The following is a 19,756-nucleotide window of genomic DNA, read 5'->3' on the forward strand; positions in this document are numbered from 1 at the left end:
CAGGGAACGATCCAGTGATCGCTCCTTGAATATTTAAATTGCACACAATTCAATTGCTCGCTATGTTTCAGCCTCCAACAAGAGGACCCCTCCCATGAGCGACAATCTGCTGAGCATCCCTTGCACCACCATCAAGGGTGAACAAAAAACCCTGGCGGACTTCGCCGGCAAAGCCGTGCTGGTGGTCAACACCGCCAGCAAATGCGGCTTCACCCCGCAGTACAAAGGCCTTGAGGAACTGTGGCAAACCTACAAGGACCAGGGTTTGGTGGTACTGGGTTTTCCCTGCAACCAGTTCGGCAAACAGGAGCCGGGTAACGAAGGGGCGATTTCCGAGTTCTGCGAGCTGAATTACGGGGTCAGCTTCCCCCTCTTCAAAAAGATCGAGGTCAACGGCACCGGTGCCCACCCGCTGTTCGTCCAGTTGAAAAAACGCGCACCCGGTGTGCTGGGCTCCCAAGGCATCAAGTGGAATTTCACCAAGTTCCTGATCGGCAAGGACGGCCAGTTGGTCAAGCGCTTCGCTCCGGCCACCAAGCCGCAGGATCTGAGTCGCGAGATCGAAGCCCTGCTCAAATGAACAGCTTGCCTGTCGATGCCCTGAAACTCGATAACCAGCTTTGCTTCAAGTTGTACGCCGCCTCCCGGGCGGTGATCCGCGCCTACAAGCCGATGCTCGACCAACTGGGCCTGACCTACCCGCAGTACCTGGCGATGCTGGTGCTGTGGGAATGGCAGGACGCCGTGCCGGAGCAACCGACCGTCAAGGCTCTGGGTGAGCGCCTGGCGCTTGACTCCGGGACGTTGACGCCGTTGCTCAAGCGCCTTGAACAGTTGCAGTTGGTGCAACGTCGGCGTTCGGCACGGGATGAGCGCGAGGTTCATTTGAGCCTGTCGCCTGCCGGCCAGGCATTGCGCGAACAGGTTGGCCCGCTCAAGGCCCGATTGTTGTGCGACAGCGGTGTCGATCTGGATCGGCTCAACGATTTGCGAGCGGGCCTGGATCACTTGTTGGGGCAGATCAAGGCACTTTCGTAGCCGGCATCCACAAGTCCAGCAGCGTGGCCAGTTCCTCGCGGCGGAAGGGTTTGGCCAGGTAATCGTTCATGCCCGCCGCGCGGCAACGTTCACGCTCTTCGGACATGGCGTTGGCCGTCAGCGCGACAATGGGCAATTGCGGCCAGCGCCCGCTGCGACGGATTTGCCGGCTGGCTTCGTAACCATCCATCACCGGCATGTTGCAATCCATCAAGACCAGGTCGAAATCGCCATGCTCCAGTTGATCGAGCGCTTCGCCGCCATGCGCGGCGACGATCACCTCGCAGCCGAGTTTACCCAGCATGCCCTTGGCCACCAGTTGGTTGACCGGATTGTCTTCGACCAGCAACACCCGTCCACGTCGTTGGGGTGAAAGGGTTTCGAGGCGAATATCGTTCAGGGTGTTGATCTCGGGCTGCAGGACCCGCCGCAACGTCTGATACAGCGCGTTGCGTGCCAGCGGACGCGCCTGCTGTTGAAGAGGCGCCAGCGCGCTGGCTTCTTCGCTGGGCAGGAAACTGCCGTAGGCGGTCACCAGGAGAATCGGTGCAGCGCAATGGGGGCGCAGATTGAACAGGCACTGCGGGCAATCGGTGATCACCATGTCGGGGTTGAGCCCGGTCATCGGGTCGTCGAGCGAGCGTTGCTGATAATCGAGCCCCCAGCCCGGCAGCAGGCTTTGCAGCAGTTCAGCCAGGCCGCTGTTGGCCGCCGTGATCGCAATGATTTTGCCGCGCAAGGCTGCAGGCGGCAGGGCGCGCGTGTGACAGGGCAGCGGGAGATCGGCGCAGAACTGGCTGCCGAAACCTGCTTCAGAGCTGATGGTGAGCCGCCCCTGCATCGCTTCGCAGAGGTTGTAGGTCAGCGCCAGCCCCAACCCGGTGCCGCCGAATTGACGGGTGATACCGGCACCAGCCTGGGTGAAGGGTTGGAATATCTTCACCTGGGCATCCTGGGCGATGCCGATCCCGGTATCGCAGACTTCGATCCTCACGCCTTCTTCATAGGTTGACAGACGCACGTCGACACGGCCAAAACGGGTGAATTTGAGCGCGTTGGACAGCAGGTTGCTGACGATCTGGCGCACCCGCGTCGGGTCGCCGAGGACCAGCGCTGGAAAGGCGGGCTCGATCAGGCAGGTCAGTTCTACACTGGGTGCAGCGTTCTGCGACAGCAGGTTGGCGGTGTCCTCGATCAGTGCACCGAGGTCGAAAGGAATGTGTTCGAGTTCGAGCTGGCCGGCATCGAATTTCGACAGGTCGAGGATGTCGTTGAGCAACTCCACCAGGACTTTGCCCGAGTCGTGGGCAATGGACAGCTGTTGCTGCTGTTCGGCATTGAGCGGTCCGTCCAGGGACAGGGCGATCATTCCCAGCAAACCATTGAGGGGCGTGCGGATCTCGTGACTCATGTTGGCAAGGAATGTCGAGCGCGCTTCGGCCATGTCCAGGGCGGTGCTGCGAGCGACTTCCAGCTCCCCGTTGGACTGGCTGAGCCGGGCGTTGCTCGCCTTGAGTTCCGCCGTACGTGCAGACACGATGTTTTCCAGTTGCCCCAGATAATCGGTCAGACGGTTTTCGGCATTGCGTCGTTGCTGGATTTCGGTGGCGATGTTTTCGAACTGCTGGTTCGCAACCTTGACCAGCACACCGATCTCATCGTTCTCATGACCGCCGGGGCACTCAAGCCAGGTGGGGGTGACACTGCGCGAGTCACGGCTGCTGAGTTCGCGAATGACGCGCACCAGGGGTTTGGTCAACATGACATAGAACAACGCCAGCAGGATGCCGGTCAGCAGCAGGCTGCGGGCGAATCCATTGAGCAGGGTCACCTCGGCGCGCTTCAGGAAGCGGCTGCCGAAGGCATAGGTGTCGACATCCAGTCGCAGGGTGCCGAGAGATTCGCTCGGCAAATGGTCCAGGTAAAGACGATCTTCAAAGGTGCGATTGGCGCCAAACAGGAAGTCGCTGATCACCCGGTAGCCACTCTGGACGCCGGGGCGCTTGACGCTGGCCAGCACCGAACCGTTGTTGTCAGTCAGTTGTGCGCCGATGATCGCTGGCGAACGCAGCAGGCCCATTGTCAGTTCCTGGGCCAGTTCGGCGTCGATGTTGTAGGCAATTCGTGAGGCGGGGTTGTGGCTGATTTCCAGTAAAGACTGTATTTCCCGGTTGATGGAGGCGTCTTCGCTGGCATAATCGATGCCTATTTGCAGCAGGCTGAGCAGCGTGCCCAGAATAAAACCCACCAGCACGGTAAGCCGGGCTTGTTTGTAGGACAGCCGGTTGGTGAACTTGATATCCATGGGGTGTCGAACCACTTCCGTATCCCTTCGCTGCTCAAGCATAGTCGATCATGCATGGCTGCCGATGTTCGCGCGAGTCCCTGTCGACAAGGGATCTGCCTGGCATCGAGTGCCGTGTTTCGTCGCTGCAGCGCCATCATCACTGTGAACGTGCCCGAGGAGAAGACGTGGATTCCCGATTGAATGCTTTTCTTGAACGCGCCGATGCCGTCCTGGCCCGTATCGAACCCCTGTTGCCTGCTCCCCGTCAAGCCATCGACTGGACCCAATGTCTGGCTGCGCGCTGGCAGCGCGAAGGGCGCAGCGGTTTTTTGCTGCCGCTGCAGGTCAGCCTCGACATGCGCCTGTCCGACTTGATCGGGGTCGAGCGCCAGCTGGAGCAACTGGGGCGCAACACCCAGCAATTCATCGATGGCATGCCGGCCAACCACGCTTTGCTATGGGGTTCGCGGGGTACCGGCAAATCCTCGCTGGTACGCGCGCTGCTGGCCGAACACGCCAAGGCGGGTCTGCGCCTGATCGAGATCGAGCGCGATCACCTGGCGGATCTGCCGCGGGTAGTCGAACAGATCGCCAAATTGCCCCAGCGTTTCGTGCTGTTTTGCGATGACCTGTCGTTCGAGTCGGGCGAAGGCGATTACCGCGTCCTCAAGAGCGTGCTCGACGGTTCCCTCGAGCAGGCGCCGGACAACGTGCTGCTTTACGCCACCTCGAACCGCCGCCACCTGGTGCCGGAAAAGGAAAGCGACAACGAAAACTGGAAACGGATCGACGGCGAACTGCATCCGAGCGAAGCCGTGGAAGACAAGATCGCGCTATCCGACCGTTTCGGCCTGTGGCTGTCGTTCTATCCATTCACCCAGGAACACTTTCTCAACGTGGTCGAGCACTGGATCGGTCAACTGGCGGACAAGGCCGGGCTGAAGTGGCAGCGTGATGAAGAGCTGGACATCCTTGCCGTGCGCTGGGCCACCGGGCGAGGCAATCGCAATGGACGTTGCGCCTATCAATTTGCCCGCTATTGGGTCGGGCTGAAGCTGTTGGAGCACAAGGCATGATTGATCTAAAACAAAGCGGCCAGGGTCTGGAGGGCTACGGCATGCTCCACGCGCAGCTGGAATCCCTGCTGGCGGATGAGCGTGATTTCATTGCCAACGCCGCGCAGTTCTCGGCGTTCTTATTTAACCAGCTCGATGATCTGAACTGGGCCGGGTTCTACATCAATCGCAACGAAGAACTGGTGCTTGGCCCGTTTCAGGGGCAGATCGCTTGCGTGCGAATTCCGTTCGGGCGCGGGGTGTGCGGGACCGCGGCGGCGACGTTGCAGACTCAATTGGTCGAAGACGTTCACGCCTTCCCCGGGCATATCGCCTGCGACAGTGCGTCGAACAGTGAACTGGTGGTGCCGTTGGTCAAGGACGGTCGCCTGATTGGCGTGCTGGACCTCGACAGCCCGAAGCTGGCGCGGTTTACCGCTGAGGATCAAGTCGGGATCGAACAACTGGCCGCGATTTTCCTGCGTCTGACCGACTGCTGATCACAGAAGGCCGGCCTTGATCAGCAAGGCCGGTGGGTCCACCGCATCGATCTGCTGTGGATCGAGAAATTCATCAGCGTATTGCTGATAGATGCCCGCATTGATGAACAGGCCAAACAACTGCGGGTCAATGTGGGCGTCGCGGCACATGGAGGCCATGATGCCCAGCGCCTCGCTCAATGATTTGGCTTTCTTGTAGGGGCGGTCCGCCGCCGTCAAGGCTTCGAAAATATCGGCGATTGCCATCATTCGAGCCGGCAGGCTCATTTCCCCGCGTTTCAATCGTTTGGGATAACCGGTGCCGTCCATTTTTTCGTGGTGGCCCCCGGCGATTTCCGCCACGTTGCCCAAGTGCCCGGGGAAGGGCAGGTGACTGAGCATCAGGATTGTCTGCACCATGTGATGGTTGATGACGTAACGTTCCTCTCGGGTCAGCGTGCCTCGGGTAATGCTCAGGTTGTAAAGCTCGCCCCGGTTGTACTTGTAGGGCGGCACGTCGAGCTTGAAGCCCCAGGGATTGTCCTGCGGTATCAGTTCGGCCTCGCTGCGTTCGAACAGATGTTCGGGTTTGTCCGCCAGCAGCGGTTCGTGTACTGGCAGAGTCGGCGCCGGGGTTCGCGCCTGTCGCCGGTTCTCTTCCCAGGACACGCCCAGGCGATCGTCCAGGGTACGGGTCCAGGTACGTTGGGCCAGGCTGCGCAAGCGTTGCAGATCGTCGTCGGCCATCGCTTCACCGCCGAGATTGCAACGGGCGATGAAGGCAAAATCATTGTCCAGCTCAGCGAGAGCCGCATCGCGCAGTTCGGCAAGGTGCTGCTCGTCGCCACCTTGGGCGACGGCCTGCCAGTAACTGACCCACGCATCGCGCTTGAGGACTTCGAAACGGGTGCGGATTTCGTGGATGCGATCGTTCAGGGTTTCCAGCTTGGTGGCTTTGTCGACAACGTATTCGGGGGTGGTCACTTTGCCGCAGTCATGTAGCCACGCCGCGATATGCAGCGCCTCCCACTCGTCTTCCGTGGGTTGGTAGTCGCTGAAGGCCTCTTCCTGGCTGGCTGCAGCAGCCTGCGCAAGCATCAACGCCAGCGCCGGCACCCGCTGGCAGTGCCCGCCGGTGTAGGGACTCTTGGCGTCGATGGCTCCGGCGAGCAATTGAATGAAGGCGTCCAGCAATTGCTTCTGTTTGGCTTGCAGGCGCTGACTTTCGATACTCACGGCAGCCGCTCCGGAGACTGCCTGGAGGAAGGCGATGCGATCGGGTTTGAGCTTTTCCAGGTCACTTTGATCGCCGCTGTCGGCCAGCAGCAGGACCAGCAGCCCCACGGTTTCGTTATGGCGATTGTGCAGGCGGATGCCGATCAGGTGCGCCCGGGGAGCGCCCATTTCTCGCAACACACCCTGCAGGTCGCCCGCCTGTTCGAAACCCATGTTGGTGACCACATTGTTGGCGCTCGACAACTGCTGCAGCCATGACGGGCATTGCGGGTCCCGCAGGTTGTGGCCACGAATGCCGAACGCTGGCAATGCCCGGGAACTGTCGTTGATCACCAGCCCGTGAAGCTCCACGCGATCATCGTCGTTTTCCCGCAGGTAGATCAGCCCAGCCTGGGCCTGGGCGATTTTTACGGTTTCAAACAGGACACGCTCCAGCAGGGGTGCGAACCGGGTCTCGGCACTCAGGCTGTCGGTGATCTGGAAGAACCCCGCGAGCGTGTCCTTCATGCGACTCATCGAGACGCTCAACTGGTCGATTTCGAGCACCAGGGAGCGACGCGAGATGGGTTGCTTGAAGTTGAAACTGCGAATGGCATCGGCTTCATGAACCAGGGTGTGCAAGGGCCTGACCAGAATCCGGGAGATCAACCAGCCCAATGGCAGGCACAACAGTAATGTGGCCAGGGTGATCAGCGCACCTTGCCAGCGCAGGCGGTAGGCATCGGCGAGCAATTCGTCTTCCGGCACCAGCATCGCCAGTTGCAACCCTTTGGGGCCACCTTCCGTCATGTGGCTCTGGGCAACGATCCACTGGCGTCCGTCAGCCCGCAGTCGCTGGCCTGTGGCCGGGCTATGGAGCAGCGTGCCGAGAGCGGTACTCAGGTCGGCGGCTTTGTTCAGGCGGGCTGTCTGGTCATCCACGATCAACTTGCTGGTGTCCGGGTAGGCGATGGCATTGCCCTGGGCATCGAGCAGGACGATTTCGGTGCGCGGGGTCACGACATGTTTGGCCAGGGTCGCCGACAGTTCGGCCAGCGTCAGGTCGGCACCCATGACGGCATGGGCGCCGCTGCGACGGGCCAGGGTGGTGCCGACGTTGTGCGTGGAAAAAAACAGGTAGGGCTCGGTGGTGATCTGGTCGCTGGCGCGGCGAGCACTGGAGAACCAGGCCCGGGTTCGTGGATCGTAGCTCTCGTCCGGGTTGTCCTCGCGACTGAGGAGGTTCAGGTCCCGATCGAAAAACAATGATTGCGAGCGGTCCTGCTCTCCAACGAGGCGCTCGATGCTCCAGACCTGATAGGCCGCAGCGTCCGGCGCCTTGAGCAGGGTCTTCAGGGCCGCTGTTCGCAGTGGCCGCACCATGAAAAAGTCGCCACTGTCGTAGCCCACGTACAGTGAGGCAAGGTTGGGGTTGTCCTTGAGCGACTGGCTGAACGGCAGGAGCAGCTTCAGGCGTTGATCGAGGTCGGTGGCCTGGGTCGCGGAGTCGTGCACCAGCAGGCTGAGCAGGTGGCGGATGGGTTCATAGGTGGCCTGCAAGTCGAGGCGCACGTCCTGCTCAATGCGCTGGAAGAGTTTTTCACTGCTGGACAGGATGATCTGCGTGGTCTGCTGGTAGTTGAAAAGGCCGAGCACCGTGCCGGTCAACATCAACAGCAGGGTGAACATCACGCTGATGTGCACATGCAGCGGGAACCGCCGTAGATGCGGACGCAGTGAGTTGGGCATTGCAGACTTCTCCATGGCGTGTGAACACACTGCTCAGCGCCCAAGCATAGTTAAGGCTGCGTCAAAATGCTTTTTTCGACCTGTGCGATTTGCTGCTGCAGCTCCTGCCCCAATTCAATCATCGCGTGCTCCAGCGCTTGGCAGCGTTGGGTGAGTTCGTGAGCTTGCAACGTCGGCTGACAAACTCGCTCGAGCGCCTCGCAGCATTCGATCAGGCGTCGGGCCTGGACGATGCGCGCCGCCCCTTTGATTTTGTGTGCAATATCAAGGAACGCCTGCGGCTCATTGCAGCCGCATAACGCCTGCAGGGCCCGTCGATCCACATCGTTACTGTTCAACAACTCGGTCAACAGGCGCAGGTCCATCGCTGGATTGCCGCCGGTCATCAAGTGCAGCCCGCTCAGGCTGAACGCGGGAACAGGGTCGCGCGGCGCGATGCCGGCAACCCATTGGCTCAAGGCTGTCAGCGTCAGCGGCTTGAACAGGCAGTCGTCCATCCCGGCCTGTATGCACCGCTGCAGCTCTTCCGGTTGCGCGTTGGCGGTGAAGCCCAGGACAGTGCAGCGCGGGCGCCCGGTTTGCCGTTCATCCTCGCGAATGGCGCGAGCGAGTTCGTAGCCATTCATGATCGGCATGTTGCAATCGACAATCACCAGATCAAATCGCTGCGCTCTCCACGCCTGGAGGCCCACTTCACCCTCTTCGGCAACACTGAAGCGGTGTCCGAGAAATTCCAGTTGCTGGCACATCAGCAAGCGGTTCGCCGGATGGTCGTCGACCACCAAAATGTCCAATGGCGCGGTACTCGTGTGTACGATTGGCTCGGCGACCGGTGATGCACGTTCGATCGGCAGCATGGGCAGCAGCAGTGAAATCTGCACCTGCGTTCCTACGCCGGGCTGACTGTCCAGTTTCAGCGTGCCACCCATCATTTCGCACAGGCTACGGCTGATCACCAGCCCCAGCCCCGCGCCACCTCTGCCTGACTGCCCGGTGGCGTCAGCCTGGGCAAAGGGCTCGAACAGTTTGCGTTGATCCCGTTCGCTGATGCCGATGCCACTGTCCTCGACCTGCAACAGCATTCGCACCTGCTCGGGTTGTGCAGTGCCGAGTAACTCCAGGTTGATCCGAACCTGACCTTGCTCGGTAAACTTGATGGCGTTGCTGACCAGATTCGACAGGATCTGCTTGAAGCGCATCGGGTCGAGCAGGACATCGTTCGCCGGATTGGCCGGGTTGAATTCCACCTGCAGTTCCAGGTTTTTCTGTCGGGCGAGCCCCTCGAAGATGCGGACGACCGACCCGACGATTTCACCCGGATTGACGCGCTCCGGGCTCAGGCTCAGACGCCCGGACTCGATCCGGGCGATGTCGAGAATGTCCCCGATCAGTTCCAGCAGATCCTTGGCCGAATTGTACGCCACGTCTATCGCCGGACGATCGGCATGATCACTCTCGATACGCTTGAGCGTCAGTTCGAGCATACCGATGACGGCATTCATCGGCGTACGGATCTCGTGGCTCATGGTCGCCAGAAAGGTGCTTTTGGCGCGGTTGGCTTCATCGGCGCGCTCTTTTGCCTGGCGCAGTTGCTCGACCAGTTGGCGTCGTTCGGTCAGTTGATGGTTCAGGGCACGCTCGGCGGCTTGGCGCTGTTTGATCTGGCGCCGCATGTAGGCGTTCCAGGCAGCGGAGATCAGCAGCAACACGCCGGCGCCGATGACGATCTGATAAAACAGCCGCTGGTAGTTGCGCCAGGTATTTTGTGACGATGCCGAGTAACCGCGCCAACGGCTGTTGATGATGCCCAGTTCTTCCGGGGCGATGCTCAGCAGCGCCTTGTTGAGAATGGCATTGAGCTCTTTTGCATCTCGGCCGGTGGCCAGGGAGAAGGCGGCTTGTCGGGTGCCGATGGTGCTGCGGATCTGCAGGGTACGTTCGAAAAGCCTGGATGAAATGAAGTAGTTGGCGATGACCAGGGAGTTGACGGCACCTTCGGCCTTGCCGTCGGCAAGCAACTCCACCGCGCTGAATGTGTCCGGCGTTTCGATCAGCTTGATCTGCGGGTACTCGCTGCGCAGGAAATCCAGCAGCGGATGGCCTTGGGCGATGGTCAGGCGTTTGCCCTCCAGCTGTTGAAGGTTGGCCGGGCTGTCGTCGGCCTTGCGGGTCAACAGGACGAAGGAGTTTTGCAGGTAGGGGCGGGTGAAATTCAACTGCGTTTCACGTTCCGTGCTGGGAAGCAGGGCGGCGATCATTTCGGCTTTGTGGTGCCTGACTTGTTCGATCATCTCGTCATCGTTGCGGCTGCGCAGAATGTCGAAGCGCAGGCCTGTGCGCAGCCGGATCAATTCGAGGAGGTCGGCGGTCACCCCGCGAAAATTGCCATCCCTGTCGAAAAATGTCAGGGGTGCGAAGGCTTCGTTGACCACCACGCGCACGACCGGATGCTGCGTCAGCCACTGTTCTTCGGCGTCGGTAAGTTGAAGTTTCTGGTCGGTGAGCAGAATGTCGCTGCCGGCACTCCAGCGTTCGGCGATGTTCTGTCGTTCGTTGGCGGGGATGGCCGTGAGCATCGTGTTGATGATGCCGAGCAGTTCCAGGTTGTTCCTGTGTACGGCAAAGCTGAATCCGTGTGCTTCATGCTTGCCGAAGTTGGCCATGCGAATGTTGTTCAGGTAGCCCTTGTTGATCATGTAATGGGTCGAGATGGTGTCACCCAGAAAGACGTCGGCCTGGTCGAACGCCACGGCATTGATCGCGTTCTGGTAGGACGGATAGGACGTGATTATCGCCTTGGGATAGAGGCTCCTGACTTCCTCCAGAGGCAGATAGTGATACACCATGCTCAGGCGTAAGCCGGCCAGACCATCGGTCAGGGAGCGCGTTTCGCCTTCGCGGGTGACCAGTACCGGTTGGTCCACGGCATAGGGTGCGGAAAGCACGATGTCGGCATTGTGGGCTTCGAATCCGTTGGCCGTCCCCAGCAGATCCACCTCGCCTTTCTTGAGTGCCTTGATGGCTGCACCACGGGACGCGAACCGCTGGACCCTGACCGGCAAGCCCAGAGTCTTGCCAAGGATGCCCGCATAATCGGCGGTGAAACCTTCGTAATCCTTGCCACTGATGGTCAGGTCGAAAGGGGGTAGTCCGGGGCTGACGTACCAAGGACCAGTTCGTGCCTGCTTGCGATCCATTGACGTTGTGTGGGATCGAGCTGGACCTCCAGGGGCTTGACCGTGGAACGGCTGAGCAGCGTGAAATCTTCGCTGATACCGTGCGTTGCGTGCGCGGCAGTGCTCAGGCATAAACCCGCAACCAGCAGTTTCAGACAGTTTGTTAAACGACGGGGCATCCTGAGGCTCACACTAACGCGTTACGTTTTGCCATCTCGATGAGTTCAACCAGGGATTTTGCCTTGAGCTTCTGCATGAGGCGTTTTTTATAGGTACTGACCGTTTTATTGCTCAGGAACATGCCTTTGGCAATTTCCTTGTTGGTGCGACCTTGCGCAAATAGTTGCAATACCATCAGTTCCCTGTCGTTAACCGACTTGAACAGTTCAAGTTCGGCGTATCGGGCGTCATCTCCGCGAACAGGGTTCAAGGCCTGACTGGGGAAATAGTTGTAACCTGACAAGACTGCTTTGATCGCGCTCACCAGTTCGCTCAGGTCTTCCTGCTTGCAGACATATCCCGATGCACCGGATTGCATGCAGCGAATGCCGAACAGGGTCGGGCACTGCGCGGTGAGTACCAGGGTTTTCAAGGGAGTACTCATTGCGTTGAAACGCGCAAGGACTTCAAGGCCATCGAGTTTTGGAATACTGATATCGAGAATGACCAGGTCCGGCATGCATTCACGAACCATCTGCATCGCATCGACTCCGTTATCAGATTCGCCTACGACTTTATAACCTTCGTGTTCCAGCAACATTCGGACGGCAAGGCGGATGACAGGGTGATCGTCGACAATAAAAACGGAGTTCATAATCAAGTCCCATGCGTGCTCGGATAAAGCGCGCACCTTAGCTCAGATAGTTGACGGGACGCATGAACCGACAGACCGTAAGCGGCAATATAGGAATCTTCCTACGATCGAAAAAGAATGGGACTACGGAACAACTAGGTTTTAAATGAAGACGGACGATGGATCGCGCTCACTCGGCACTTCCTCTGGAAGTTTGTAAGTGTTTATATGTATTCGAATGAAATTATCAGCGATTGTTTTAGGCGTTGCCCGAATTCAACAAGTTTCTGAATTCAGATTGTTTCAACGGTTTTATCAAATATCCCAACAAAGGTAGGCCGTGTGCATTCGCGGTTTTTTTCAGCCCATCGAGTTCCGTGCAGGTCAAACTGCTTAATATTATTGCCTGCCTTATCATTCCCTGATGACTGGCGAGTTCGACCAGATCAAGCCCGGAAAGATCAGGCAGACATTGGTCGCACAAAAGAATGTCAAATGGGTGTACGGCTGCCAGCATTTTTTGCAAGGCCTTCTGGGCACTGTCGCAAGTTGTCAGTTGAGTGAAGCCGTAACTTTCAAGTAAATACTGAGTTGCCATTAGTTGAAAGGGATGGTCTTCCACCAACAGGATACGCAAATCGTCTTTTAACCCTGGATTGCTCACGCTTGGTCTCTCACACAGCGGGGCGTCTTATTGTTTCCCAAGAATGAAAATCATTCGATCAGTTTGCTCGGCATGAGGTGTAGGGCGATTCGCAGATCGCGGTTGGCTGAATGCCCTGGGTGTAACAGGTTGATCTGCCCTCGGACCGATCAACCCATTTGGTGTCACTGGCTCGAACGACCCGTCATCTCCAACGCCATTTCGCTGGCATAGCTGTCGGTCATGCCGGCGATGAAATCAATCATGCGCAGGAACGAGGTGTGCAACGGTCCGTTCGGATTCGGTGCGCTGTTCCCCAACAGGTCGAGGATGCGTCGGCTCTTGAAGGAGGGGGTGCGGCCATTGTGCTGTTCCAGGGCTGCGCCGCAGAACGCGTTCAGGAGTATTTCCAGCGTGGTGTACGCGCCGATTTCGTGCAGGGTCTTGCGCTTGTCCTGGAAGATTTTTTTGCGCGCCATGTCTTTCGCATTGAGCACGCAGCGCTTCGCGGGTCCGTGCATGTGCTCCACCAGATCGCCTGGCAGCATGCCGGCCAGCAACGCGTCCTGTTGTTCGACGAAGGCCCGGGCTGCGGCATTGGTCAGGTGCTCGATGGCCTTGCCCCGCAGGATCGCCAGCTTGCGTCGACGCGAATCCAAAGGTCCGAGCTGGCGATAGGTTTCCGGCAGGTCGTCGCCCACCAGATCAAGCAGCAGGGATTCGACCTCGGCGTACTCCAGCAACTCCATTTCCAGGCCGTCTTCAAGGTCGATCAGCGCGTAGCAGATGTCATCGGCGGCCTCCATCAGATACACCAGCGGATGCCGCGCCCAGCGTTGATCCTCAAGTTGCGGCAGGCCCAGCTTGTGAGCGATCTGTTCCAGCAACGGCAGTTCGCTCTGATAACAGCCAAACTTGTGCTTCTTGTAGCCTAGAGAGTCGGCGTGTCGAGCCGTCCACGGGTATTTCAGGTAGGAGCCGAGCGTGGCGTAGGTCAGTCGGGTGCCGCCATCGAACTGGTGATACTCCAGTTGGGTGAGGACACGGAAGCCCTGGGCATTACCTTCGAAATTGAGGAAGTCACCGCGTTCGGCTTCACTCATTGCGTCCAGCCAGCCACGGCCTGCTGCTTGCTGGAACCAGTGGCGGATCGCGTCTTCGCCGGAATGGCCGAAGGGCGGATTGCCAATGTCATGAGCCAGGCAGGCCGATTGCACCACCATGCCCAGGTCGCTCGGCTCGCACCATTCGGGCAGGGCGCCGCGGATGGTTTCACCGACGCGCATGCCCAGCGAGCGACCCACACAACTGACTTCCAGCGAGTGGGTCAAGCGTGTATGGATGTGGTCGTTGCTCGATACCGGGTGAACCTGGGTCTTGCGCCCGAGGCGGCGAAATGCACCGGAGAAAATAATGCGGTCGTGATCTTTGTGGAAAGGGCTGCGGCCGAGTTCTTCCGAGCTGTGCAGAGGTTTTCCGAGGCGTTCGCGGGTAAGCAGGGTATGCCAATCCAAGGCGGGGTATCTCCGTCAGGTGACTGAATGCCTAGCTTCCCGGTTCGTAGCGGTGCCTGCAAGCGCAACCTGCAACTACAGCCCGGCCGCATCGATATCGATGAGCAGCAACCGCTCGCCGTTGTGGAAAAACTGTCCAGCCGTCAGGCAGTACTGATTGCTGGTGGCATCGCGATAGGTGTTGGAGAGTGTCAGTCGCCGTTCATCCCAACCTTCTGCCAGCAAGTGATAAAAGTAAGGACGCCAGGACCAGTTGTGCCCCAGGTAGCGATCGTCGGCTTCCCAGCGCTGATTGCGCCACTCCAGGTTAGGTGTCAACTGCGTACCGTGACGATCGCATTGATAAAAGCGCAACAGCCAGGGAAAGGCGTCCAGTTGCGGCAGGGCGCTGAGCGGTGCGCGAGCCTGGGCCCAGGTTTGCAGAATCGCCATCAGTTCGCTGAGTTGTTGGCGCATGATCATCAGGCGGCCACGTTCAGCCAGTTTTTGTTGGACATAGCGCTGACGCAACTCGGCGAAACGCTCGACAAAGGCGTCTGAGGCAAAAAAGTCCGTCTCGGCTGCGGCGAACAAGTAACCCTGTACATAGCGCGAGCCGCATTCCAGGGCAAAATTGAGTTGCGCATCGGTCTCCACGCCTTCGGCAATAATCCAGCATCCGGACTTTTCCGCCATCTGCGCCAGTGCCTTGACCACATCGCTGCTCGGGCCGCCCAGTGCCGCAGCCTGGAACAGGCGCATGTCCAGCTTGAGGATGTCCGGTTGCAGGGCCAGCACCCGATCGAGCTGCGAGTAACCAGCCCCGAAATCATCGATGGCGATACGTGCACCTGCCTGGCGATAGCGCGCCACCACCTCGGCCAGGCGTTGGATGTCGCCGCCCAGTTCGGTGATCTCGAAGACAATGCGCCGTGAATCCACACCATGCCGGCTCAATTGCTTGAGGCTCGGCAGCGCCTGGTTCGCCCGCAATCGGTTGATCCAGCGCGGTGACATGTTCAGGCTGAGAAACCAGTCATCGGGGGCTTCATGGAAGCGGCTAAGGGCATTATCGCGGATTTGGCGATCGAGCTGGCGCAGGGCAATGGCCGGCGTGCGCGGATCGGCAAAGAGCGGTCCCACGGACGTCAGTCGACCATCCCGCTGACGCACCCGGCCCAGCGCCTCGACTCCGGCGATACGGCCCGTGGCGGTGTCGATGAACGGTTGAAAGCAGGCAAGCGGTTGCCCGTCTATCACGGGGCCTCCTTAGTCGACCTTGTTTTTGGATGGAACCTGATGACCAAAGAGGTCCACCGGGATAAGTCTCTGGTAAAAGAGGTTCATCCCGGTGGCTTTGCAAGAATGTAGCCAGATGGCTTCAGTGTTTGGGGGCCGAGCCCTGCAAGACCAGTTTGATCAATGGCCCCAGGGTGGTGGCCAGGCGGACTAGCCGGGTCACGCTGCTGACTCCGCCACTCTTGGCACCCTTGCCGGTAAGAAAGCCCAGCAGGGTGACGGCAGCCACGCCCCAGAGTGGGGCATGCTTGATGCCCAGGCCACTGTGCAGGTTTTGCGTCATCCCGCGGACACGGTGCAACGGTTGCAGCAGTTGCCCGGACTCCTGGCGGATTTCCTGACGATGCATTTCCATGCGCAGGCGGATCAGCGCCTTGCGCATTTCCGTGCGCGAGCTGTTGTGAGGCAGTTCAGGCAGGTTCATGGCAGCAGGCGCTCCCGGTCGTTGGCCAGTTCTTCCAGGGTGCCATGGAAGGGCGAAGACTCATCGAAAATAGCCGCTCTAAGGCGCACCGCACAAAAAATGCAGGCAAGCACATAGAACACACACAGGCCGACGATGGCGGGCAAACGATACGTATCCCAGAACAGAATCATGACCAAGGTCGACAGCCCGACCAGCAGCAGCAAGGCGAATACCAGCGCCAGGCCGGCGAACAGCAGCAGGCTGACGGTACGGGCTTTCTGTTCCTGCAATTCAATGCCGAACAATTCGACATGGCTGTGCAGCAATCCAAGGAAGGCGGCGCCCAGGCGCCGCGATGAGGGGCCTGGGCCCGTGGCGGACGAGCCGAATTCATCGTTAGCCATAATCAGCGCCGGGTTGCCAACAGACCGAGGAGGAACCCAACGCCGGCGGCGATGCCGACCGATTGCCATGGGTTGGCCTGTACGTAGTCTTCGGTGGCGGTCACGGCGGCCTGGCCGCGTTCACGCAAGGAGTCTTCTGTCAGCTTCAAGGTTTCACGGGCGCGCAGCAGACTGTCGTGGATTTGTTGGCGCAACTCGTCAGCCTGATCGCCTGCCAGGGTGGCCGTGTGTTCCAGCAAACGTTCGGTGTCGCTGACAAGCGTCTGAAAATCGTTCATCAGGATTTCTTGAGCAGTCTTTGCCTTGATGCTGGCCATTGGTGATCTCCGTAAGTGGCTTCTGTTGCGTTCGAGTATGAGCCTTGGTCGAAGGTTCAGTACAAATCACTGGTACGTCTTTTGCTACGTCATGGTGCGCCAGGCCGCTTGTTTGCGCTGTTGCTGGGCGTGAATCAGGCGAAACCTTATCTCAAATAATGAAAACCCGCGCAAAGGTTGCCACTTTGTGCGCCAAAGCGGTTCATCCGGCTCCAAGCGTCGATCCAGGATGGTTTCACTTTGGTGCATGAGCGTTTTGCGCGAACTGCTTTGGTGCTTTTTCTAGCCTTCAGGTCTGCCCATCCATGGAAAATCTGCAAAGCGCTGTAGAGACTCTGGTCCACAGCTCCAACACACTGTTCATTCTGATTGGTGCGGTCATGGTCCTGGCCATGCACGCCGGTTTTGCCTTTCTTGAGGTCGGCACCGTTCGACAGAAGAACCAGGTCAATGCCCTGTCGAAGATTCTGAGCGACTTCGCGGTCTCCACCCTGGCCTACTTCTTTATAGGCTACTGGATTTCCTATGGCGTGACCTTTCTGCAACCGGCAGCGGTCATCAACGCCGATCACGGTTATGGGCTGGTGAAGTTTTTCTTCCTGCTGACGTTCGCGGCGGCAATCCCGGCGATCATTTCCGGTGGCATTGCCGAACGTGCCCGGTTCGTGCCGCAACTGTGCGCCACGGCATTGATCGTGGCCTTCATCTATCCCTTCTTCGAAGGCATGATCTGGAACGGCAACTATGGGTTGCAAGCCTGGTTGCTGGAGCGCTTCGGCGCCGGCTTCCATGACTTTGCCGGCTCGGTGGTGGTGCACGCCATGGGCGGCTGGCTGGCGTTGGCAGCGGTGTTGTTGCTCGGGCCGAGAAACGGGCGTTATCGCGATGGAAAACTGGTGGCGTTTGCACCCTCCAGCATTCCGTTCCTGGCCTTGGGCTCGTGGATCCTGATCGTCGGCTGGTTCGGCTTCAACGTGATGAGTGCGCAAACCTTGCAGAATGTCAGTGGTCTGGTGGCGGTCAACTCGCTGATGGCCATGGTCGGCGGCACCATGGCCGCGCTGGTCGTGGGGCGCAATGACCCCGGCTTCCTGCACAACGGCCCGCTGGCTGGGTTGGTGGCGATCTGCGCCGGTTCCGACCTGATGCATCCGGTGGGGGCGCTGTTGACGGGAGCCGTCGCCGGGGCGCTGTTTGTCTGGTGCTTCACCGCTGCCCAGGGTAAATGGCGCATCGATGATGTCCTGGGTGTCTGGCCCTTGCATGGCCTGTGCGGCGTCTGGGGTGGAATCGCCTGCGGTATCTTCGGGCAGACTGCCCTGGGTGGCTTGGGCGGGGTCAGCCTGATCAGCCAGTTGATCGGCACGACGCTGGGAGTGGTCGTGGCGTTGGTCGGTGGTTTTGCGGTGTACGGAGTGATCAAGGCGCTGCACGGGCTGCGCCTGAGCCAGGAAGAAGAGTATTACGGGGCCGACCTGTCGGTGCACAAGATCGGCGCTGTCAGCCAGGATTGAATCACGTCTCTTCATCATCCGCGCCGGGGTAAAAGTCGTGCAGGAGGCGATAGCGATCTCGCCTCACCTGGTCGACCCGGTCCTGGACCTGCTGTCCCGGCAAGCCCAGCATGATCAGCGCATGAGAGGCGAGCATCAGGCTGGATTCGAGCAGTTCGGGCACCACTTCACTGGCGCCCGCCGCTTTCAGTTCGGTCAACTGGCTGTCGTCCCGCGTGCGCACCAGAATCGGCACATGGGTGTTGAACCGGCGTGCTTCTTTCAGAATCAGCAGGGCGATATCAGCCTGGTCGACGGCGATCACCAGTAGCCGCGCGCGCTCCAGGCCGACGGCGACCAGCAATTCGCCACGACGAGAGTCACCATAATGCACGCAGGTTTCGCCCACGCCGGCTTCCTGGACACGCACCGGATCATTGTCCAGTGCAATGTAGGGTTGTTGCGCTTGCCGCAGAAAGCGGCCGATGGATTGGCCAACGCGACCATAACCACAAATCACCACGTGGTTACGCAGGTCTGCATTGAGCGCGCTGATTTCCTCGAGCTTGGCTTCTTCATTGGGTTTGCGGTGCAGGCGCAGGGCGATGCGCGGGGCGGCTCGCAGTAAAAGGGGCGTCAGTAGCATCGAGCAGAAGGTGGCGGCCAGCAGCAACCCGCCGATGTCAGCAGGCATCAATTGGTTTTGCTGCATCAGGGCCATCAACGCAAAGCAGAATTCGCCGCCCTGGGCCAGGGCCAGGCCGCTGCGCCAGGCGGTTTCAGCGTCATTGCCACGCCATTTGACCAGCAGCGCGACTACGCAGCCCTTGATCAGCAACAGTCCCAGCGTCAGGCCGAGTATCAACAGGCCGTGGCTGGTGAACAGTTGCAAGTCGATGAGCATGCCGATACTGACGAAAAAGACCCCGAGCAGGATGTCGCGGAACGGACGGATGTCGGCCTCGATTTGATGGCGATAGTGGCTTTCGCCCAGCAGCATGCCGGCAAGAAACGCACCGAGGGCCGGAGAGAGTCCGAGCAGATGCGTCAGCCATGCCGTCAGCAGTACGATCACCAGGGCCAGCAGCACAAACAGTTCTGCGGAACGAGCGGCGGCCACTTCATGGAACAGGCGCGGCAGCAGCCAGCGACTGGCCAGCAGCAGGCCGAGGAACAGCACCACGGTTTTGCCCAGTGTCACCGGCAACGCCCAATACCAGGCCTGATCGCTGCTGCCGGCGAAGACGGGCACCAGGGTCAGCAACAACACCGCCACGACGTCCTGAAACAGCAGTACCGCGATCGCATTCTGGCCGTGGCTGCTGAAAATCTCGCCGAGACTGCCCAACTCCTTGCTGACAATGGCCGTGGATGACAGCGACAGGCCGGCGCCGAGCAGCAGGGCAGGCGTCGCCGACAAGCCGAGCAGCATCAACAACCCGCCCAGCAAGAGCGCGGTGACCAGCACTTGCTGGCTGCCCAGCCGGAACACGACTTTGCGTAGCGCGAGCATTTTCGACAGGGAAAACTCCAACCCCAGTGAAAACAGCAGGAACACTACGCCCAGTTCGGCGAGGTCGGGCAGTTCTTCACTTTCATTGACCCAGTTGAATGCCGTAGGCCCGATCATCAGCCCGACGCACAGGTAACCCAGCACCGGCGGCAGGCGCAGACGCTGGAACAGGGCAATCACTACCAGGGATGAGGCGAGAATGATCAGCAGATTGGCAAACACTGGACGCTCCGGAGCAAACGCTGGCCATTGCAGCGTAGAGACAAAAAAGTCGCGAGGATCACGCAATTGATATCAGGGTCCAATGATGTGTGTCAGCCGTCGGCCCGAAATTTTTGAGTTTTTTCTTCCGCCGCCAGATTGTCCCTATTGGGTCGACTGCACCGGCTCGCAGGC

15 protein-coding genes and 1 pseudogene are annotated in these 19,756 nt (G+C 59.5%); 5 read left to right on the forward strand and 11 right to left on the reverse strand.

Annotated elements, in window-relative coordinates; all coding sequences use genetic code 11:
• Positions 1-94 precede the first annotated feature (94 nt).
• A complete protein-coding gene (locus AB4N33_RS00535) occupies positions 95-580 on the forward strand; it encodes a glutathione peroxidase (protein WP_175376994.1) in 486 nt (161 codons plus the stop codon).
• A complete protein-coding gene (locus tag AB4N33_RS00540; RefSeq protein WP_476456143.1) occupies positions 577-1,038 on the forward strand; it encodes a MarR family winged helix-turn-helix transcriptional regulator in 462 nt (153 codons plus the stop codon). Before AB4N33_RS00535 ends, AB4N33_RS00540 begins: the two co-directional genes overlap by 4 nt.
• Here AB4N33_RS00540 and AB4N33_RS00545 read toward each other — a convergent pair.
• The gene (locus AB4N33_RS00545) at positions 1,022-3,343 is read right to left on the reverse strand and encodes a hybrid sensor histidine kinase/response regulator (RefSeq protein ID WP_476456144.1); all 2,322 of its coding nucleotides are present in this window, start codon (positions 3,341-3,343) and stop codon (positions 1,022-1,024) included. The genes AB4N33_RS00540 and AB4N33_RS00545 overlap by 17 nt on opposite strands.
• Before the next feature lie 167 nt (positions 3,344-3,510).
• On the opposite strand from AB4N33_RS00545, the gene AB4N33_RS00550 reads away from it, so the two are divergent.
• Together AB4N33_RS00550 and AB4N33_RS00555 are read left to right on the forward strand one after the other, a co-directional pair.
• Entirely contained in the window at positions 3,511-4,401 is an 891-nt protein-coding gene (locus AB4N33_RS00550) for an ATP-binding protein (protein ID WP_476456145.1), read from the forward strand.
• Positions 4,398-4,880 carry a GAF domain-containing protein gene (locus AB4N33_RS00555; RefSeq protein WP_476456146.1) on the forward strand — a complete coding sequence of 161 codons (483 nt, stop codon included), beginning with the start codon at positions 4,398-4,400 and terminating at the stop codon, positions 4,878-4,880. Before AB4N33_RS00550 ends, AB4N33_RS00555 begins: the two co-directional genes overlap by 4 nt.
• On the opposite strand, the gene AB4N33_RS00560 is transcribed toward AB4N33_RS00555, so the two are convergent.
• The 9 genes and pseudogenes from AB4N33_RS00560 to AB4N33_RS00600 all read right to left on the reverse strand — a co-directional run bounded on the left by AB4N33_RS00560 (position 4,881) and on the right by AB4N33_RS00600 (position 16,354).
• The gene (locus AB4N33_RS00560; protein ID WP_476456147.1) at positions 4,881-7,823 is read right to left on the reverse strand and encodes an HD domain-containing phosphohydrolase; all 2,943 of its coding nucleotides are present in this window, start codon (positions 7,821-7,823) and stop codon (positions 4,881-4,883) included.
• A gap of 50 nt (positions 7,824-7,873) precedes the next feature.
• Positions 7,874-11,178: pseudogene (locus tag AB4N33_RS00565) on the reverse strand (transporter substrate-binding domain-containing protein).
• A gap of 8 nt (positions 11,179-11,186) precedes the next feature.
• Positions 11,187-11,813 (reverse strand): response regulator, encoded by a 627-nt coding sequence (locus tag AB4N33_RS00570; protein ID WP_460122094.1) that lies wholly within the window; start codon positions 11,811-11,813, stop codon positions 11,187-11,189.
• A 238-nt stretch (positions 11,814-12,051) separates the two neighbouring features.
• Positions 12,052-12,456, reverse strand: coding sequence for a response regulator (locus AB4N33_RS00575; RefSeq protein WP_460122096.1), 405 nt, complete (start codon positions 12,454-12,456; stop codon positions 12,052-12,054).
• Between the two features lie 164 nt (positions 12,457-12,620).
• Positions 12,621-13,949 carry a deoxyguanosinetriphosphate triphosphohydrolase gene (locus tag AB4N33_RS00580; RefSeq protein ID WP_476456148.1) on the reverse strand — a complete coding sequence of 443 codons (1,329 nt, stop codon included), beginning with the start codon at positions 13,947-13,949 and terminating at the stop codon, positions 12,621-12,623.
• A gap of 75 nt (positions 13,950-14,024) precedes the next feature.
• On the reverse strand, positions 14,025-15,188 hold the full coding sequence (locus AB4N33_RS00585) for an EAL domain-containing protein (protein ID WP_460122100.1): 1,164 nt from the start codon (positions 15,186-15,188) through the stop codon (positions 14,025-14,027).
• Positions 15,189-15,309: 121 nt separating this feature from the next.
• Positions 15,310-15,651 carry a hypothetical protein gene (locus AB4N33_RS00590; protein WP_460122102.1) on the reverse strand — a complete coding sequence of 114 codons (342 nt, stop codon included), beginning with the start codon at positions 15,649-15,651 and terminating at the stop codon, positions 15,310-15,312.
• A complete protein-coding gene (locus AB4N33_RS00595; protein ID WP_460122104.1) occupies positions 15,648-16,037 on the reverse strand; it encodes a phage holin family protein in 390 nt (129 codons plus the stop codon). Before AB4N33_RS00595 ends, AB4N33_RS00590 begins: the two co-directional genes overlap by 4 nt.
• 2 nt (positions 16,038-16,039) lie before the next feature.
• Positions 16,040-16,354 (reverse strand): ElaB/YgaM/YqjD family protein, encoded by a 315-nt coding sequence (locus AB4N33_RS00600; RefSeq protein ID WP_460122106.1) that lies wholly within the window; start codon positions 16,352-16,354, stop codon positions 16,040-16,042.
• A gap of 305 nt (positions 16,355-16,659) precedes the next feature.
• On the opposite strand from AB4N33_RS00600, the gene AB4N33_RS00605 reads away from it, so the two are divergent.
• On the forward strand, positions 16,660-17,868 hold the full coding sequence (locus AB4N33_RS00605) for an ammonium transporter (RefSeq protein WP_460122108.1): 1,209 nt from the start codon (positions 16,660-16,662) through the stop codon (positions 17,866-17,868).
• A 1-nt stretch (position 17,869) separates the two neighbouring features.
• On the opposite strand, the gene AB4N33_RS00610 is transcribed toward AB4N33_RS00605, so the two are convergent.
• A complete protein-coding gene (locus tag AB4N33_RS00610) occupies positions 17,870-19,582 on the reverse strand; it encodes a cation:proton antiporter (protein WP_476456149.1) in 1,713 nt (570 codons plus the stop codon).
• Positions 19,583-19,756 lie beyond the last annotated feature (174 nt).

The sequence above is a fragment of the Pseudomonas sp. S1_E05 genome (assembly GCF_056337105.1).

Bases quoted from the DNA above. Each gene is read 5' to 3' on its own strand.
- AB4N33_RS00570 (WP_460122094.1), bottom strand. From the start codon at position 11,813: ATGAACTCCGTTTTTATTGTCGACGATCACCCTGTCATCCGCCTTGCC.
- AB4N33_RS00545 (WP_476456144.1), bottom strand. From the start codon at position 3,343: ATGGATATCAAGTTCACCAACCGGCTGTCCTACAAACAAGCCCGGCTT.
- AB4N33_RS00595 (WP_460122104.1), bottom strand. From the start codon at position 16,037: ATGGCTAACGATGAATTCGGCTCGTCCGCCACGGGCCCAGGCCCCTCA.
- AB4N33_RS00555 (WP_476456146.1), top strand. From the start codon at position 4,398: ATGATTGATCTAAAACAAAGCGGCCAGGGTCTGGAGGGCTACGGCATG.
- AB4N33_RS00605 (WP_460122108.1), top strand. From the start codon at position 16,660: ATGGAAAATCTGCAAAGCGCTGTAGAGACTCTGGTCCACAGCTCCAAC.
- AB4N33_RS00590 (WP_460122102.1), bottom strand. From the start codon at position 15,651: ATGAACCTGCCTGAACTGCCTCACAACAGCTCGCGCACGGAAATGCGC.
- AB4N33_RS00540 (WP_476456143.1), top strand. From the start codon at position 577: ATGAACAGCTTGCCTGTCGATGCCCTGAAACTCGATAACCAGCTTTGC.
- AB4N33_RS00535 (WP_175376994.1), top strand. From the start codon at position 95: ATGAGCGACAATCTGCTGAGCATCCCTTGCACCACCATCAAGGGTGAA.
- AB4N33_RS00560 (WP_476456147.1), bottom strand. From the start codon at position 7,823: ATGCCCAACTCACTGCGTCCGCATCTACGGCGGTTCCCGCTGCATGTG.
- AB4N33_RS00600 (WP_460122106.1), bottom strand. From the start codon at position 16,354: ATGGCCAGCATCAAGGCAAAGACTGCTCAAGAAATCCTGATGAACGAT.